Source organism: Kribbella rubisoli, from assembly GCF_004217145.1.
Classification (GTDB): Bacteria; Actinomycetota; Actinomycetes; order Propionibacteriales; family Kribbellaceae; genus Kribbella; species Kribbella rubisoli.
Genome location: NZ_SHKR01000018.1, coordinates 147,156 through 164,004 on the forward strand (window position 1 = coordinate 147,156; position 16,849 = coordinate 164,004).

Below are 16,849 nucleotides of genomic sequence, written 5' to 3' on the forward strand. Positions count from 1 at the left end.
CTGATCACACCTGCCCCTTGTGGTGAACATCCCCCCGGCCCGTGGCCGGTCAGCGCTCGTCGCTGCTGACTGCCCACGGTCCAGCCGCACGATAATGGCGGCAGGGCGCACTCCGACGTGCTACCGCCCGAAGTGATTACGCATTGTCTTTGCCAAAGTCGTTCGGCGTCAAGCCTCACGACGGCGGGTCCCAGACCCGGCAAATGACGGCCGGCCACCCCAGAACCCCTTGTGCAGCACACGTCCCCACGCTTGCCGTCCTTCACCGGGACCGCGACCGACGCGCCGGATCCGATCCCATTTCGTGACCTCACAACTTGTCCTTACATTGTGGGCCGCGGGCAACTGAACACCGCGGTTATCCGCTTCACCGGCGAGGTTTCACACGCTTGGTGGGGATGGCGGTGAGGGGATCTTCCGGCCACGGATGGCGGGGGTAGCGGGCTCGCAAGTCGGCTCGGACCTGCGGATATCCCTGTTTCCAGAAGGACGCGAGATCGCTGGTGATAGCGACCGGACGTCGTGCGGGCGACAGGAGGTGCAGGACGACCGGGACCCGACCGTCCGCGACGGCCGGCGTGGCGGTCCAGCCGAATACCTCCTGCAGCTTCACCGCGAGGACCGGCGGCTCGGCCCCGTCGTACGTGAGTCGCACCTCGGAGCCTGACGGGACCTGGAGCCGTTCCGGCGCGAGTTCGCCGAACCGGGTTGCTGCGGGCCATGGCAGCAGTCGCCGGAGCGCCGAGGCCACGTCGATGTGGGCAAGATCGCGCGAACCGCGCACCGAGGCGAGCTCGGAACCGAGCCATTCGTCGAGATCGGCCAGCAGTGCCGCATCGTCGACCGCGGGCCACGGAGCGCCGAGGTGGGCGTGGCAGAACGCGAGCCGTTCCCGCAAGGCGAGTGCGGGCTCCGACCAGCGCAGTACGGACAGACCGCTGCGCCGGATGCCGTCGCGGACGGCCGCTTGGACGAGCAGCGGGTCGGGTTTTGCCAGCGGTACGTCGTTGAGCACGATCGCACCGAACGCCTCGACGCGTCGCGTCACGATCCGGCCGTCGTCCCAGCGGATCTGGTCGGTGGTCGAGACGAGGTCGCCGGCGATGTCTCGCGCGGTCTGCTCGTCGATCGGCGCCGCGGAGCGAATCCTGGCGTCGGCGCGACCGGGTGCCCGGTCGGCGACCGCGATCGCCAGCCAGGGAGTCGTCCGCAACGGCGATTGCGGATCCAGAGCAGCACCCGTACCACCGGACATCTGGTACGTCGCGGAGTCGGCACCCCGGACCCGCGCAATCCGATCTGGATAAGCCAGTCCCACCACGATCCCGACCGCAAGATCATCCGGTACTGCGCCTGTCCGTGCGCCTGTCCCGGCGCCCGTCCCTGCGCCGGCCATCGCGTCCCGCCCGAGGCGCTTCGTCTCTTCTCGCCAGCGGGCCGTGGCGCCGCGGTCCTGGCCGCGGCGGAGGGCTCGCCAGCGGGCCGGCAGATCATCGCCGAAGTCGCGGCCGGAGTCGTCGGAGAGCATCGCGACGACCTCACGTGCCCGGTCGGCGCCGACCCTCGGCGTACCGTCCAGCAGCGCGCGAGCCAGTCGGGGATGCGCCCCGATCGCCTCCATCCGCCGTCCCCGCGCGGTGATCCGGCCGCCGTCGTCAACGGCATCGAGGCGGCGCAGCAACTCGGTCGCGGCAGTCATCGCCGGTGCGGGCGGCGCATCGAGCAAGGTCAGCCCGTCGCCGGCGGGTGCACCCCAGGCCGCGAGGTCGAGGGCGAAGGAGGCCAGATCGGCGATCGCGATCTCCGGCGCCGGATGGTCGTCGAGATGCGAGTGGTCGGTGGCAGACCAGCACCGATAGACCCGGCCGGGCGCCTCCCGCCCGGCGCGACCCGCTCGCTGGTCGGCCGACGATTTCGAAACCCGGCAGGTGACCAACGCGCCGAGGCCACGGGACTGATCGGTCCGCGGCTCCCGGGCAAGACCCGAGTCGACCACGACCCTGACGCCGGGCACCGTCAGCGAACTCTCCGCGACCGACGTCGTGACCACGATCCGCCGAATGTCGGCCGCCGCCAACGCACGGTCCTGTTCAGCCCTCGACTGGCGACCGAACAACGGCAGGACATTCTCGCCAACCAACCGGCGAGTCACACCGTTGATCTCGGCCTCCCCCGGCACGAACACGAGGATGTCGCCGTCGTTCTCGGTCAGCGCACGCCGTACGACGTCCGCGACGTGATCCAGCAATCGCGGGTCGACCCGGCCGCCGGGAAGCAGCGGTACGGCGACCGGCGGCGGGACCCACTCGACCGCCACGTCGTACAGAGCAGCGGACGCGGTGATCACGGGAGCTGGACCGTCGGTGCCCAAGGCCCGGCCAAGCCTGGTCGTGTCAGGCGTGGCCGAGGTCGCGACGATCGCCAGGTCCTCCCGAAGATTCGCCCGGATGTCGACGCAGAACGCCAGCAGCAGATCGGCATCGAGGTGCCGCTCGTGGCACTCGTCGATCACGATCGCGGCCACACCGGGCAGCTCGGGGTTCTGCTGCAGACGCCGTACCAGGAGCCCTGTCGTCACGACCTCGACGCGGAGTCCCTTGCCGCCGCTGCGTTCACCACGCATCGCGTAGCCGATCCGCTGACCGAGCGGTTCGCCGACCAGCATCGCCAGCCGGGCCGCGGCCGCGCGGGTCGCCATCCGGCGCGGCTCGGCGACGATGATCGTGCCCTCGAGCGCATCGGCCAGCGCAAGCGGTAACAGCGACGTCTTCCCCGATCCCGGCGGCGCGACCAGCACCGCCGTACCGCGCGAACGCGCCGCATCGACCACGGCAGTCAGAACCGCCCGCACCGGCAGATCCGCTCCGGGTACGGACGGTTCAGGCAACAACACACCCCGACGCTAGCCGACCAGCGGCCGGCGCCGGGCCAGACCTGCTACCAACCGCGCTCGGCGAGGCGGTGGGGCTGGGGGATCTCGTCGACGTTGATGCCGACCATGGCCTCGCCCAGGCCGCGGGAGACCTTGGCGATAACGTCGGGGTCGTCGTGGAACGTGGTGGCCTTGACGATCGCCTCGGCGCGCTGGGCCGGGTTGCCGGACTTGAAGATGCCGGAGCCGACGAACACGCCCTCGGCGCCGAGCTGCATCATCATCGCGGCGTCGGCCGGGGTGGCGATACCGCCGGCGGTGAACAGCACGACGGGGAGCTTGCCGAGCGCGGCGACCTCCTTGACCAGCTCGTACGGCGCCTGCAGTTCCTTCGCCGCGACGTACAGCTCGTCCTCGGGGAGGTTCTGCAGCTTGCGGATCTCCTGGCGGATCTGGCGCATGTGGGTGGTCGCGTTGGACACGTCACCGGTGCCGGCCTCGCCCTTGGAGCGGATCATCGCCGCGCCCTCGGTGATCCGGCGCAGCGCCTCGCCCAGGTTGGTCGCACCGCAGACGAAGGGAACGGTGAAGTTCCACTTGTCGATGTGGTTCGCGTAGTCGGCCGGGGTGAGCACCTCGGACTCGTCGATGTAGTCGACACCGAGGCTCTGCAGCACCTGCGCCTCGACGAAGTGACCGATCCGGGCCTTGGCCATCACCGGGATCGAGACCGCGCCGATGATCGAGTCGATCATGTCCGGGTCGCTCATCCGGGACACGCCGCCCTGCGCGCGGATGTCGGCCGGGACCCGCTCGAGCGCCATCACCGCGACCGCACCGGCGTCCTCGGCGATCTTGGCCTGCTCGGCGGTGACGACGTCCATGATCACGCCGCCCTTGAGCATCTCTGCCATACCGCGCTTCACCTTGGCGGTACCGGTCTGGTTCTCCTGGGTCACTGCTTCCTCCTGGTCGTGGGGCTCCACTCCAGATTAGGAGGCGTCGGGCAGCTATCCTCAGTCCACCTCAGATCAAGTGGACTGAGCCAGCGCATCGCCGAGCCGGGCGACCACCAGCCTCAGCGTCGCCGGCGGAGCCGTGAACGGGATCCGGATGTGGCGCCGGTCGGTGCCTTCCGGCGTGAACAGGTCGCCTGATCCGAGCAGGAGGTTCTGTTCACGTGCCGCGTCGAGCACTCTGCGTGCCCTGGTCTCGGTCAGCTCCAGCCACAGCGTCATACCGCCGGTCGGCGTGGGCCAGGCCACACCGTCCAGCGTCTTCAGTCCAGTTTCCAGGGCGGCCAGGTTGGCGCGGAGACGGGTACGGCGGCGGCCGATCACCTTGTCGAGCTTCGGGACGATCGCCCGGGCCAGGAGGTCGTCCAGCGCACTCGGCGAGGCCACGCTGAGCTGTGCGGCTGTGTTGATGCGCCGTCGCAACTGCTTCCCGGTCCGGACCCACCCGACCCGCAGTCCACCCCACACGGTCTTCGAGAGCGACCCCACACTCACAGTCCGGGGATAGCGGCTCAGCGGCTCGGCCTGTTGCCCATTGGCCAACCACAGCGGCCGCATGGTCTCGTCACTGATCAGCGCAGCGCCGTACCGGCGTGCTATCTCAACGACTGCCTGACGCCGGTCCGCCGGGAGGCTCAGCCCGGTCGGGTTGTGGTTGTCGGCCTGCAGGTAGATGACCTTCGGGCGGTGGCGTCGGCAGAGGTGGGCGAGCTGATCGGTGTCCCAGACGCCAGCAGGCCAGCCAGCTACGTCCAGACGGTGTTTGCGGAGCAGATCGAACGCAGCCGGGTACGTCGGAGTCTCGGTGATCGCCACACCCGGCCCCAGGTCCAGTCCGGCCAATGCGGCGTTCAATCCGGCCGCTGCGCCCACCGTGAGCGTCAACTGCTCCGGCTCCGTCGGCACGCCCTCGATCGTCAGCCGCTCCGCCAACGCTGCTCTGAGCTCAATCGATCCACCTGGCGGCGGTCCATCGCCACCCATCGCCTGCGGCAACCCGTCCTCGACGATCTGGGCAGCTGCCTCCGCCACATCGTGGGGCGCGGCAGTGGTCGCGAACCGCAGGTCCAGTACGGGCTGGTCCCCCGCCGTCACCGTCGACGCCGGCGCCACCGGGTCCAGCAGCCGATCCAGTGGCCGCACCACGGTCCCGGACCCACGCTTGGTCTCCAGTACGCCGTCCCGCCGCAGGTTCTCCAATGCGCGTACGACGGTCACCCGGCTCACGCCGAGCCGCTCCGCGAGGACCCGCTCCGACGGCAGTCGCGAGCCGATGGACAGGTCGCCGCGCTCGATCCGCCGCAGTACCAGTCCCTCGACCTGCTCGGTCTTCGTCCCGTCGGCCGCTTCCAGATCCCCCGTCCGCCACATAAGTCCACTATCCCACCACTGGCCTGATGGGCTCGGACTGTCCGTCCCAGGTGCTTGTATTTGCCTATGGACGAACGGTGGGCGATCGCGCCTGAGGACGGCGGCGGGGCGACGCTTGTCGCGCTGCATCCGGACGGGCAGCCCGCCGGCGAGATCCAGCACGAGCCCGACCTCGTCGCAGCCGTTGCGTCGCGGCCGCAGGTCACTCGCTGGGTGTGGCGATCCTCGGCCGAGATCTATCCACGCCTGCTCGCCGCCGGGGTTCGGGTCGAGCGGTGCTACGACGTCGAGAACACCGAAGGCCTGCTGCTGGGCCACGAGGGCCGCCTCGGCGAGCCACGATCCGCGGCCGCGGCCTGGGCGCGACTGAGCGGCGCGCCGGTCCCACCGGATCCGCCGATGCGCGCGGTCGTGCCGGGTGAGCAGTCGTCGCTGTTCGAGATCCCCACCGAGCCGCTTGCCTTCCACGCCCTACTCAGGGTGTACGCCGACCAGCTCCGGCGGCACGACCTCGCGGAGCACCCGGACCGGATGCGGTTGCTCACGGCATCGGAATCGTCCGCGATGCTGATCGCCGCCGAGATGGATCGCGCCGGTCTTCCGTGGAGTGCGCAAGCACATCGCGACGTCCTGAGCGAGCTGCTCGGCGAGCGCTTCGGCGGCACGGGCGAGCCACGCCGGCTGACCGAGCTCGCGGAGGACATCTCGGCCGCGTTCGGTCATCGGGTCCGGCCCGAGCTGCCGGCCGACGTACTGAAGGCGTTCAAGCAGGCCGGGCACCAGCTGAAGTCGACCCGGCGGTGGGAGCTCGAGACGATCGACCATCCGGCCGTGGCGCCACTCGTCGAGTACAAGAAGCTCTATCGGATCTACACCGCCAACGGGTGGTCCTGGTTGAACGACTGGGTCCACGACGGCCGCTTCCGTCCCGGCTTCGTGCCCGGCGGCACGGTCTCCGGTCGCTGGATCACCAACGGGGGCGGCGGTCTGCAGATCCCGAAGGTGATCCGCCGCGCGGTTGTCGCCGATCCGGGCTGGCGCCTCGTCGTTGCCGACGCCTCCCAACTCGAACCGCGCGTCCTCGCCGCCATCTCCCGCGATCGCGCGCTGATGGAGGTCTCCAGCGATTCCGGCGACCTCTACAAAGCCGTGTCGGATCAGGCGTTCTCGGGCGATCGGGGGCAGGCGAAGCTCGCCGTGCTCGGCGCCATCTACGGCCAGACCTCGGGGGACGGCCTGAAGAACCTCGCCATGCTCCGCAAGCGATTCCCGCAAGCCGTTGCGTACGTCGACGACGCCGCCCGCGCCGGCGAAGAGGGCCGCCTGGTCCGAACGTACCTGGGCCGCACCTGCCCGCCCACCGGCCACCCGCTCGACGACGCCCTCCTCGAAGGCCCGCCCGCCGACGTCCCCGCGACCGATCCACGCCACGCCAGGGCGCGCGGTCGCTTCACCCGAAACTTCGTCGTACAAGGCAGTGCGGCCGATTGGGCTCTCCTGCTCCTCGCCGCGCTCCGCCAGGCCCTGACGCCGCTGAAGGCCGAGCTTGTGTTCTTCCAGCACGACGAGGTCATCGTCCATTGCCCCGCCGACGAGGCCGACCAGGTCGCCGACGCAATCCAGCAGGCGAGCAACCTGGCCGGCACTCTGACGTTCGGCCCGACGCCGACCAACTTCGCGTTCACGACCGCCACGGTCGAGATCTACGCCGCTGCCAAATAGCAACCAATTCAAACGACCTATTACTCCCCCGGACCGATAACGTCTGCGCAATTCGTTGTCCGACTCACAGAGGGAGAACGTCGTGCCATTCAGCAAGAAGAAGGATGCGGCCCGCGACGCCGTCGCCAACGGCGGCAAGACCAGCGGCAAGCAGGCCAAGAAGGCGACCCAGGCCGGGCATCTCGGCGACGACAACCGGGTCTACCACCGCGGCAAGGTCGTCGGCGACTTCTCGAACCGCACCCGCAGGCAGCCCAACCAGCACGGCGGCTGATCACACCGTCGCGGGTAAACCGTAAAGTTTGTGGTTCGTGGTTTCGAAGGCGGTAATTTCGGCTATCCGGCGGTCCTCGATGCGGAAGATGTCGAGTGCGAACAGCTGATAGGACGTCATCCGCGGGGGTAAGAGATAGGCCGCGAGGGTGGGTTGGCGGTTGATCGTGGTCGGCAGGAAACGCCAATGACCGCGATACTGCGGCGTGAGGTTCGGAATCAATGAACGCACCGCATCCTCGCGGCCTTCGAACCAGAACGGGTACGGCGGCATCGTGATCCGGATGTCTTCGTGCATGAGAGCTGCGAGCGCGTCGGGGTCGGCAGCCTCCCAGGCTGTCAGGTACTTCCGGAGCAGTTCTCGCTCCTCCGCCGACGCCTCCGGAGCCGACCACTCCGATCGGTGTGGCGGCAGCTGCTCGCGCAGAACCGGCCGAGCCCGTTGCAGCGCCGAGTTGACCGCGGCAACCGACAACTCGACTGCCTCGGCCGTCTCACGAGCGGGCCACCCGAGCACATCACGGAAGATCAGTACGGCCCGCTGCCGTGCAGGCAGCTGCTGGATCGCGATCAGGAACGCCAACTCGATCGTCTCCCGCCGGATCGCGACCGCGTCCGGCTCCTCCGCACGATCCAGCAGTACGTCGGGAAACGGCTGCAGCCACGGCACGTCCTCCCGCGCCGGAAGGGCTGTCGACGGAAACGACGCCGGCTCGAGCTGGTACGGGAGAACGCGGCGCGGCCGCCGTACGTCGATGCACGCGTTGGTCGCGATCCGGTACAGCCACGCCCGTACCGACGACCGGCCCTCGAAATCACCGAGCCCGCGCCACGCTCGCAGGAACGTCTCCTGCACCAGGTCCTCGGCCTCGTCGTACGACCCGAGCATCCGGTAGCAGTGCACGCGCAGCTCGTGCCGATAGCGCTCGACGTCCTCCTCGAAGCTACTCATTTCCCGTCCTCGAGCTCGATCGTGGTCGGCATCGGCGCACGACCGGCCAGCCGGAACCACGTCACCAACCGCCGCTGCCGCAGGTCCCGCGTCGACACTACGACGTCGTTGTGGAACCGGCGGGCCAACTGCACCCGGCGCATCGCGAGGGTCAGCTCCCCCGCCCACGGCTCGATATCGGTGCCGGTGGCATGGATCGCGCGGGTCAGCGCGGACTCGGCCTGCTCGCGCACCTCCAACAGATCGAGTGACGCGGCGCGAGCCCGATGCGCTGCGTCGAGCAACAACAACGCGGAAGCGGGATCGAGGATGTCGCTGCCGGCCAGCTCCGCGACCAGCGCGGACCGGCGCGCGAGCTCGGTCTCCAGCGACGCCCGCGCGAGATCCACGCGATGGTGCAGCCGGTCGAGCCGTCCGGCCGTCCAGCTCGCGTACGCGCCGAACAGGAGCAGCAGCGCGCCGACCGCGAGCAGCACCCAGGAGATCTCCACGCGCATATTCGATCATCGATTACGGAGCGCTGACGGTCCGGCCGGATCCGGTAGTCGCCGCCGTAGCCGCCATTAGCGTCGGAGCCATGGCTGATATCGGCGTGATCGGCGGGTCCGGGTTCTACTCGTTCCTGACCGACGCGGAAACCATCGAGCTCGACACCCCGTTCGGCGCGCCCAGTGAGCCGCCGGTGGTCGGGGACCTCGACGGCCGTCAGGTCGCGTTCATCCCCCGGCACGGCGCCGATCACCGGTTCCCGCCGCATCGCGTCAACTACCGCGCGAACCTCTGGGCCCTGCGCGAACTCGGCGTCCGCCAGGTCCTCGGACCCTGCGCGGTCGGCTCGTTGAAGCCCGAGCTCACCCCCGGCACCTTCGTCGTCCCCGACCAGTACGTCGACCGCACCTGGGGTCGGGACCACACCGTGTACGACGAAGCGCCGGTCGTCCACACCGCCGCCGCCGACCCGTACTGCCCGGTCGGCCGCGCCACGGTGATTGCCGCTGGCAACGTCGTACCCGACGGCACGATGGTCGTGATCAACGGCCCGCGGTTCTCGACCCGGGCCGAATCGCAATGGCATGCGGCGCAAGGCTGGTCAGTCGTCGGCATGACCGGCGCGCCGGAGGCCGCGATCGCGCGAGAGCTGGCCCTCTGCTACACGTCGATCGCCGTCGTCACCGACCACGATGCCGGCGTTGCGACCGGTGGCGGTGTCACGCAGGCCGAGGTCTTCGAGGCGTTCAAGCACAGCATCGAACGCCTGCAGGACCTGCTCAAGGACGTGATCAGCCAGCTCCCGAAACCCGACGCGGACTGCAGCTGCCGGCACGCCCTCGACGGTACGGCAGCGGCCCGATGAGAGTCCTGCTCACCGGCGGCGCCGGCTTCATCGGTCAGCACGTCCACCACCAACTCGTTGCCGAGGGCCACGAGGTAACGGTGCTGGACTCGTTCCGCCCGGACGTCCACGCCCACAAACCCACGCCCCGCCCCGGCCTGGTCGTCGGCGACATCCGCGACGCCGGCTGCGTCACCCAGGCTCTCGAGGGCATCGACACCGTCATCCACCTCGCCGCCAAGGTCGGCCTCGGCGTCCACCTCGACGACATCGACGACTACGTCTCCACCAACAGCCTCGGTACGGCGGTCCTCCTCAAGGCCCTCGCCCACGCCGAGGTCCGCCATCTCGTCTACGCCAGCTCGATGGTCGTGTACGGCGAAGGCCGCTACGACTGCGCCGAGCACGGTCAGGTCGCGCCCGGACCACGACGTACCGAGGACTTGGAGGCCGGCCGCTTCGAGCCGCCCTGCCCGTACTGCGGCGCGCAGCTCCACCCCGGTCTCGTCACCGAGGACGCTGTACTCGATCCGCGCAATGCCTACGCGACGAGCAAGCTCAGCGGCGAACACCTCGCCGCCACCTGGGCCCGCGAAACGGATGGCCGCGTCACCGCGCTCCGCTTCCACAACGTCTACGGCCCCGGCATGCCTCGCAATACGCCGTACGCCGGAGTCGCCGCGATCTTCCGTTCGGCGCTCGAGCGAGGTGAAGCACCGCGGGTGTTCGAGGACGGCAGACAGCGCCGTGACTTCGTGCAGGTCCGCGACATCGCAACTGCCGTCACCATGTCAGCCGCCGTACTCCCCCAGCAGCCGGCGTTCACGGCGTACAACGTCGGCAGCGGCACAATCCGCACGATCGGCGACCTGGCGACGGAGCTCGCCCACCTCTACGACGGTCCGAGCCCGGTCGTCACCGGCCAGTACCGCCTGGGCGACGTCCGCCACATCACCGCGTCATCGGACCGCCTGAAGCACGACCTCGGATGGAAGCCCGCCTACGATCTGGCCGCGGGTCTCAGGGATCTAGTTGTGAGCGGCAACCGGCGGTAGGTCGATCTGGAACGCGCACCCGCCGTCGACGTTGGTCACACCAATCTTGCCGTCATGCGATTCGACGACACCGCGAGCGATCGCGAGACCGAGCCCGCCGCCACTGGCATGAGTGGCGTCGTCGGCGGGCTCGGGCGTCCGCTGCTCGTCGCCACGCCAGCCGATGTCGAAGACTCGTTCCAGGTCGTCGGCCGGGATCCCGCCACACGCATCGGTCACGGCCAGCCGCACGCGACCGTCCGTCTCGCGGTCCACCGAAACGGTCACAGTGCCACCGGGAGCCGTGTGCCGGATCGCGTTGCCGACCAGGTTCGTCACCGCGCGCGTCAGCTCGTCCGGATCCCCTTGCACGGCGAGGCGATCGTCGCCGTCAGGGGTCGACAACGCCAGCCGAACGCCCTCCGCCCGCGCATGCTCGTTGTTCTCCCCCGCGACATCCTCGGCCAGCTCTCGCAAACTGACCGCCGACCGCCGCCGCGGCAACGGCGCCGCCGACAACCGCGACAGCTCGAACAGGTCGTCCACGAGTCCGGTCATCCGATCGACGGTCGACCGCATCTGCCGCAAAGCACCCGGTACGTCGTCGATCACGCCGTCCTCGAGCCCCTCCGACACTGCCCGCAGCCCGGCCAGCGGGGTCCGCAGGTCGTGCGACATGAACGCCACCAGCTCCCGCCGGCTCGCCTCCAACGCCCGCTCCCGCTCATGCGACGCGGCCAGCTTCTTCCGCGTCATCTCCAGCTCGTTCGTCAGGTCGGCCAGCTCAGCAGGCACTGCGCCGGCAAGATCCTCAGCCGGCTCGTACGACGTACCCAGCTGCCGCAACCGCCGCCCGACGTCCCGCGACCCAGTGCTGATCCAGTGCCCGAGCAGGACCGTCATCGCCAGCCCGAGCAGCGCCGCGAACGCCAACGTCCACAGCACCACCCACGAGTCGTGCTCGGAGATGAACATGGCCCGCACGCTCTGCAGTACTGCGGCCAGCGCGGCCGCCATCGGCGCGAGACCCGCGACGATCATCGTCACCCGCAACGACCGCCGGCGGAACTGCCACAGGATCGCTGCACCGACCGCCGCGACCACCAGCGTCCACAACGTGGTGAGCGCGAGGATCGTGAACATGTCCTTGTTCATGCCGCGTCGCCCGCAAACAGGTACCCGGTCCGCGGCACGGTCAGCACGAGCTTCGGATCCGACGGATCGGCCTCGATCTTCTCGCGCAACCGCCGTACGTGCACGGTGACGGTCGACGAGTCGCCGAAGTCCCAGCCCCACACCCGCCGCAGCAGCTCGGCCTTCGTGTACGCCTTGCCTGCATGCGAGACGAGATACGCGAGGAGGTCGAACTCGCGGTGGGTCAGCGACAGCTCCTCGTCGTTCAGGTACGCACGTCGTGCCGCGGTGTCGACCATGACCGGCCCGGCGCTCAGCTTGGTCGGCGTCAGGTCGAGCCCGGCCAGCCGCTCCTCGCGCCGCACCATCGCCTGCACCCGCAGCGTCAGCTCACGCGGGCTGAACGGCTTGACCACGTAGTCGTCCGCGCCGACCTCGAGCCCGACCAGCCGGTCCTCCTCCTCGCCGCGCGCCGACAGCATGATCACCGCGGCGCCGTCGTCGGCAGCGCGCATCCGGCGCAGCACCTCGAGACCGGACAATCCGGGCAGCATCACGTCCAGTACGACGACGGACGGTTTCCACTGCTGCCAGACCTCGACCGCCGACACGCCGTCCGCGACCACGCGGGCGTCGTACCCCGCCTTGGTCAGGTAAGCGGAGACGACGTTGGACACGGTCGGGTCGTCGTCGACCACGAGAACACGAGTAGCCACGCTCAGAGCGTAGATCGTCCGGTCGGCGCGACGCCGCATCAGTGCCGGAACGCAGTACGACGTAAGCGATCCGTAGCCGCGTTCTGCCACCGCAGGCACGTGTTCGTCCCTACCGTCGAAGAATGCCCGTCGATCTCGTCCTGCCGTGCCTGAACGAGGCGGCCGCCCTGCCATGGATCCTCGAACGTCTCCCGGCCGGCGTCCGCGCCATCGTCGTCGACAACGGCTCCACCGACGGTTCACCCGAGATCGCCGCCCGGCTCGGTGCCACCGTCGTGCACTGCGAGATCAAGGGGTACGGCGCTGCATGCCACGCCGGTCTGGAAGCGGCCGAGTCCGACGTCGTCGCCGTGATGGACGCCGACGCGTCGCTCGATCCACAACAGCTGAGCCGGGTGACTGCGCCCGTCCTTGCCGATCGCGTCGACCTCGTCATCGGTCGCCGGCGCCCGGTGACACGGGGCACCTGGGCATGGCATCTCCGGCTGGCCAACTTCGAGCTTTCCCGCCGGATCAGGCGCCGTACGGGCGTCGCTCTGCACGATCTCGGTCCGATGCGGGCGGGTCGTCGTACGGCGCTGCTCGAGCTCGGGCTGACGGATCGACGGTCCGGGTACCCGCTGGAGACGGTGGTGCGGGCGGCCGATGCGGGCTGGCGGATCGCCGAGGTGGACGTGGACTACCTGCCTCGCTCCGGCCGTTCGAAGGTGACGGGGACTCCGCTGGGTGCGGCCCGCGCCGTGCTCGACATGTCGAAGGTCCTTGCCCGGTGAAGGGGACGCTGATCGTCATCGCGAAGGAGCCGGTGCCAGGACGGGTGAAGACGCGGCTGCAGAGCGAGTTCACCGCGCAGGAGGCGGCGGCGTTGGCTCGGGCATCGCTCGTGGACACGCTCGGGGCAGTACTGGCAGCTCGTGCGTCGCGGCGGGTTCTCGCGCTGGAGGGCGATCCGGGGCCGTGGTTGCCGGCCGGGTTCACGGTTGCCGGGCAGCGTGGCGACGGGCTGGACGAGCGGATCGCGGCGGCCTTCGAGGATGCGTACGACGGCTCGCCGATGCTGCTCGTCGGGATGGATACGCCGCAGCTCCGGCCCGAGCTGCTCGGGTTCCAATGGTCCGGGTACGACGCTGTGCTCGGGCTGACCGAGGACGGCGGGTATTGGTGCCTCGGGCTACGAACGCCGGACCGCCGCGCGCTGGTCGGTGTACCGATGTCGACCGATCACACCGGACGCGATCAACTGCAGCGGTTGCAGGATCTCGGCCTGCGGGTGCTGATGCTGCCGACCTTGCGGGACATGGACACGCCACGCGACGCGGCGTACCTCGCGGCCGAGTTCCCGTCGTTGCGGGTGTCGCGGCTGTATCGACGGCTGCAACATGCGGCGCATCCGGGATTGCTGTTCGAGCAAGCCCTCGGCGGTACTGCGCGTGTTGTTGCTACTGGCATCGATGGACGGACCGTGCCCGCGCTGTCGGAGCTCGATCGCTGGACTGCGCCCGCCGATGAGGTCGACCGGCTCGCTTTGAGTCGCTGCGAAGGTCCTGTGCTCGACATCGGCTGCGGACCCGGACGGATCGTGACGGCGCTCGCCGAACGCGGGATCCCCGCGCTGGGTGTCGATGTCTCGCCACGGGCGGTGTCACTCACGACTTCGCGCGGGGCGGCTGCGCTTCATCGTCCGGTGCAGGACCGACTGCCGGGTGAGGGCCGTTGGGGCAGCGTGCTGCTGATGGACGGGAACATCGGGATCGGCGGCGACCCCGTCGACCTGCTCCGCCGCTGCGCCGAACTCGTCCGCCCCGACGGCCTCGTCCTGGTCGAGGTCGACCCGAACGACGACCTCGACGACACCGCCCCGATCGTGCTCCGCAGCTCCACCGGCCGCCGCTCCACCCCGTTGCCCTGGGCAAGAGTCGGCACCCGCGCAGTACTCCGCTACGCCCGCCGCGCCGACCTCCACCCGACGGAGGACTGGCGCGCCGGCCACCGAGCCTTCCTGGCCCTCCGCCGAACCCCGGTCCCCCACCCCACCCCCTCAACCCAGCCGGCCCAGCCGGCCCGGACAGCCTGATGCCCACACCGCCCGGGCACGCTCGGGCGCACCCAGGTCCGTCTGAGGGGTCAACCCCTCGAACGGACGGTTCTACCCCCTGTGTGCGAGGGGAGAACCGGCAGCCCCAGGGGTTGACCCCTCAGACGTCACGCAGCCGGACGGACCGCGCGGGATGGTGGCGTGGCTGGGTGACGGGGGCGGGAACAGTGGGGGTTGTCGGGGTTGTGGTGAGGGTGGGAGCGGTGGGGGTTGTGGTCGGGGTGGTCGCTGCGGCTCGGGTTGGGTGGTGGCCGAACGTGGTGCTGGCGGTGGGGACCGTGGTGGTTGCTGCTGCGGTGTGGCGGTTCGGGCGGGGGTTGAGTGTTGCCGCCGTCGTCATCGTGGCGGGGTTGTGCCAGGTGCCGGGGCTGCTGCACGCGCCGATCACGAGTACGGATGCCTATCGGTACGTGTGGGACGGGCGGGTGCAGTTGTCGGGGCATTCGCCGTACGCGCGGGTGCCGTTGGACGATTCGCTGGCGCAATTGCGGGATCCGATCCTGTTTCCGGGGCTGTCATCGACCGAGAAATCAGGAGTGACATCAGAGACCCCGCAGAATCCCGTCGACGACCCGCGCACGCGGATCAATCGGCCGCTGGTGCCGACGATCTATCCGCCCGTGGCGCAGGCCTACTTCACGGTGGTCGCGCTGTTCACTCCATGGTCGGCCGGCACGCTCGGACTGCAGATAGCGGCCGCATTACTCGCGATTGCACTCACCTGGCTACTCGCCGTACAGAACCCACGCTGGGCGGCCTTGTGGGGTTGGTCACCGATCGTCGCCCTGGAGGCGAGCAATGCCGCACACGTCGACGTACTCGCGGCCCTGCTCATCACCGCCGCGGTCATCACGGCCGTCAAACGTCCGAAGCTGGCCGCGGTCTTCCTCGGGGCGGCCGGAAGCGTCAAGCTTCTCCCTCTTCTCCTGCTGCCGGCCTTCCGCACCCGGCGACCGATAGTTGCCCTCGGCACCTTTATGGCCTCGTACGTCCCGCACCTGTTTGCCGTCGGCACCTTGGTGCTCGGCTTCCTGCCCGGTTACCTCAACCAGGAAGGGTTCGACGACGGGAGCTCCAGATCGGCGATTCTCGCGCTCCTGCTGCCTCCTGAGGCCCGCCAGCTCGTCGCCGCGCTCCTTGCGCTCGCCCTCGCCGTACTCGCCTTCTACCGGACCAAACGAGATCCGCTGGCCCTCACCTGCTGCTGGCTTTACGGCGCAGCGCTGCTGATCGCCACTCCGACGTACCCGTGGTACGGCCTGCCGCTGATCGCGCTCGCCGCCCTCGCCCGCCGCCCCGAGTGGATCGCCGTACCGATCGCGTCGTACCTCGCCTACGCGAGCTTCGGGCACGACACCCGGCAGGGCCTGATCTACCTCGCGGCCGCTGTCATCGTTGTCAGCGCGATCACGATCCGTCGTCGATTCGTTGCGGAATCACGTTTGACTGCGGCCCTGTCGCCTGCCAACACTGGCGAGCGTGACGAAACGCATCGCCCTCGCGACCTCGGCCGAGCACGCTGAGTTGCACCCGAACGACCTCCCGCTCGTCGAAGCCCTCCGCACCGCGGGCCTCGATCCGGCGGCCGAGGTCTGGACCGACCCGTCCGTGGACTGGTCGGCGTACGACGGGGTCCTGCTCCGCTCCGTCTGGGACTACCACCTGCGGTACGACGAGTTCACCGAATGGCTCGCGCGGCTCGACAAGGCCGGCGTACCGCTGCTCAACGACTCCGGTCTGGTCCGCTGGAACGGCGACAAGCGCTACCTGCTCGAGCTCCGCGAGCGCGGTGTCGCGATCGTGCCGTCCCAGATCGCGGCCGGCGCCTGCCTGCGCGAGGTCGTGAGCGGGCTCGACGGGCAGGAGATCGTGGTCAAGCCGACCGTCGGCGCGACCGCCCTGCACACCGTCCGCGGTGTCGCCGGCTCCGACGAGTTCGACCAGGTGCTGACCGAGCTGCCTGAGCTCGTGTACCTCGTGCAGCCGTTCCAGCCCGAGATCGTCGCCGACGGCGAGTGGTCGCTGATCTTCGTCGACGGCGAGTTCACCCACGCGGTGATCAAGCGCGCCGCCGCGGGTGATTTCCGGGTCCAGGACGACTTCGGCGGCACCGTGACGCCGACCGAGCCGACTTCCGTCGTACTCGACGGCGCCCTGGCCGCCCTGGAGGCTGCCGGACGCACACCGGCGTACGCCCGGGTCGACGGCGTCGTCGTCAACGGCCGCTTCCTGCTGATGGAACTCGAGCTGATCGAGCCGGAGCTGTTCTTCCCGCAGCACCCGGAGACCGCGGAGAAGCTCGCCGCAGCAGTCGCCGGGCGGCTCTAGGGC

At 69.6% G+C, this 16,849-nt stretch carries 15 protein-coding genes; 8 read left to right on the forward strand and 7 right to left on the reverse strand.

Going from position 1 to position 16,849, the window contains the following annotated elements:
* Positions 1-367: 367 nt before the first annotated feature.
* From hrpB to EV645_RS38800, 3 genes are all read right to left on the reverse strand, one after another.
* The gene (gene hrpB / locus EV645_RS38790) at positions 368-2,893 is read right to left on the reverse strand and encodes an ATP-dependent helicase HrpB (protein WP_206751466.1); all 2,526 of its coding nucleotides are present in this window, start codon (positions 2,891-2,893) and stop codon (positions 368-370) included.
* A gap of 44 nt (positions 2,894-2,937) precedes the next feature.
* Positions 2,938-3,831 (reverse strand): pyridoxal 5'-phosphate synthase lyase subunit PdxS, encoded by an 894-nt coding sequence (gene pdxS / locus EV645_RS38795; RefSeq protein ID WP_198682145.1) that lies wholly within the window; start codon positions 3,829-3,831, stop codon positions 2,938-2,940.
* Positions 3,832-3,903: 72 nt separating this feature from the next.
* Positions 3,904-5,259, reverse strand: a complete 1,356-nt coding sequence (locus EV645_RS38800) for an aminotransferase-like domain-containing protein (RefSeq protein WP_130449766.1) — start codon at positions 5,257-5,259, stop codon at positions 3,904-3,906.
* 66 nt (positions 5,260-5,325) lie between these two features.
* On the opposite strand from EV645_RS38800, the gene EV645_RS38805 reads away from it, so the two are divergent.
* Complete coding sequence (locus EV645_RS38805; RefSeq protein WP_130449768.1) at positions 5,326-6,981, forward strand: bifunctional 3'-5' exonuclease/DNA polymerase; 1,656 nt, start codon at positions 5,326-5,328, stop codon at positions 6,979-6,981.
* Positions 6,982-7,063: 82 nt separating this feature from the next.
* On the forward strand, positions 7,064-7,255 hold the full coding sequence (locus EV645_RS38810) for a hypothetical protein (RefSeq protein ID WP_130449770.1): 192 nt from the start codon (positions 7,064-7,066) through the stop codon (positions 7,253-7,255).
* On the opposite strand, the gene EV645_RS38815 is transcribed toward EV645_RS38810, so the two are convergent.
* Both EV645_RS38815 and EV645_RS43030 read right to left on the reverse strand, forming a co-directional pair.
* A complete protein-coding gene (locus tag EV645_RS38815; RefSeq protein ID WP_242000937.1) occupies positions 7,256-8,206 on the reverse strand; it encodes an RNA polymerase subunit sigma-70 in 951 nt (316 codons plus the stop codon).
* Entirely contained in the window at positions 8,203-8,703 is a 501-nt protein-coding gene (locus EV645_RS43030; protein WP_242000938.1) for a hypothetical protein, read from the reverse strand. The genes EV645_RS38815 and EV645_RS43030 overlap by 4 nt, the downstream gene beginning before the upstream one ends.
* An 80-nt stretch (positions 8,704-8,783) precedes the next feature.
* Here EV645_RS43030 and EV645_RS38820 point away from each other — a divergent pair, with 80 nt between their 5' ends.
* Complete coding sequence (locus EV645_RS38820; protein WP_130449775.1) at positions 8,784-9,560, forward strand: S-methyl-5'-thioadenosine phosphorylase; 777 nt, start codon at positions 8,784-8,786, stop codon at positions 9,558-9,560.
* On the forward strand, positions 9,557-10,594 hold the full coding sequence (locus tag EV645_RS38825) for an NAD-dependent epimerase/dehydratase family protein (RefSeq protein WP_130449777.1): 1,038 nt from the start codon (positions 9,557-9,559) through the stop codon (positions 10,592-10,594). Before EV645_RS38820 ends, EV645_RS38825 begins: the two co-directional genes overlap by 4 nt.
* Here EV645_RS38825 and EV645_RS38830 read toward each other — a convergent pair.
* Both EV645_RS38830 and EV645_RS38835 read right to left on the reverse strand, forming a co-directional pair.
* Positions 10,568-11,728, reverse strand: a complete 1,161-nt coding sequence (locus EV645_RS38830) for a sensor histidine kinase (RefSeq protein WP_130449779.1) — start codon at positions 11,726-11,728, stop codon at positions 10,568-10,570. The genes EV645_RS38825 and EV645_RS38830 overlap by 27 nt on opposite strands.
* Entirely contained in the window at positions 11,725-12,423 is a 699-nt protein-coding gene (locus EV645_RS38835; RefSeq protein WP_130449781.1) for a response regulator transcription factor, read from the reverse strand. Before EV645_RS38835 ends, EV645_RS38830 begins: the two co-directional genes overlap by 4 nt.
* Before the next feature lie 122 nt (positions 12,424-12,545).
* Here EV645_RS38835 and EV645_RS38840 point away from each other — a divergent pair, with 122 nt between their 5' ends.
* The 4 genes from EV645_RS38840 to EV645_RS38855 are packed head-to-tail and all read left to right on the forward strand — an operon-like array spanning position 12,546 to position 16,846.
* Positions 12,546-13,196 (forward strand): glycosyltransferase family 2 protein, encoded by a 651-nt coding sequence (locus tag EV645_RS38840; protein ID WP_130449783.1) that lies wholly within the window; start codon positions 12,546-12,548, stop codon positions 13,194-13,196.
* Positions 13,193-14,497: a DUF2064 domain-containing protein gene (locus tag EV645_RS42055; protein ID WP_157997257.1), complete on the forward strand. Its 1,305-nt coding sequence runs from the start codon at positions 13,193-13,195 to the stop codon at positions 14,495-14,497. Before EV645_RS38840 ends, EV645_RS42055 begins: the two co-directional genes overlap by 4 nt.
* Positions 14,497-16,041, forward strand: coding sequence for an MptA/MptB family glycosyltransferase (locus EV645_RS38850; RefSeq protein WP_479684506.1), 1,545 nt, complete (start codon positions 14,497-14,499; stop codon positions 16,039-16,041). The genes EV645_RS42055 and EV645_RS38850 overlap by 1 nt, the downstream gene beginning before the upstream one ends.
* The gene (locus EV645_RS38855) at positions 15,998-16,846 is read left to right on the forward strand and encodes an ATP-grasp domain-containing protein (protein ID WP_130449787.1); all 849 of its coding nucleotides are present in this window, start codon (positions 15,998-16,000) and stop codon (positions 16,844-16,846) included. The genes EV645_RS38850 and EV645_RS38855 overlap by 44 nt, the downstream gene beginning before the upstream one ends.
* Positions 16,847-16,849: the final 3 nt, after the last annotated feature.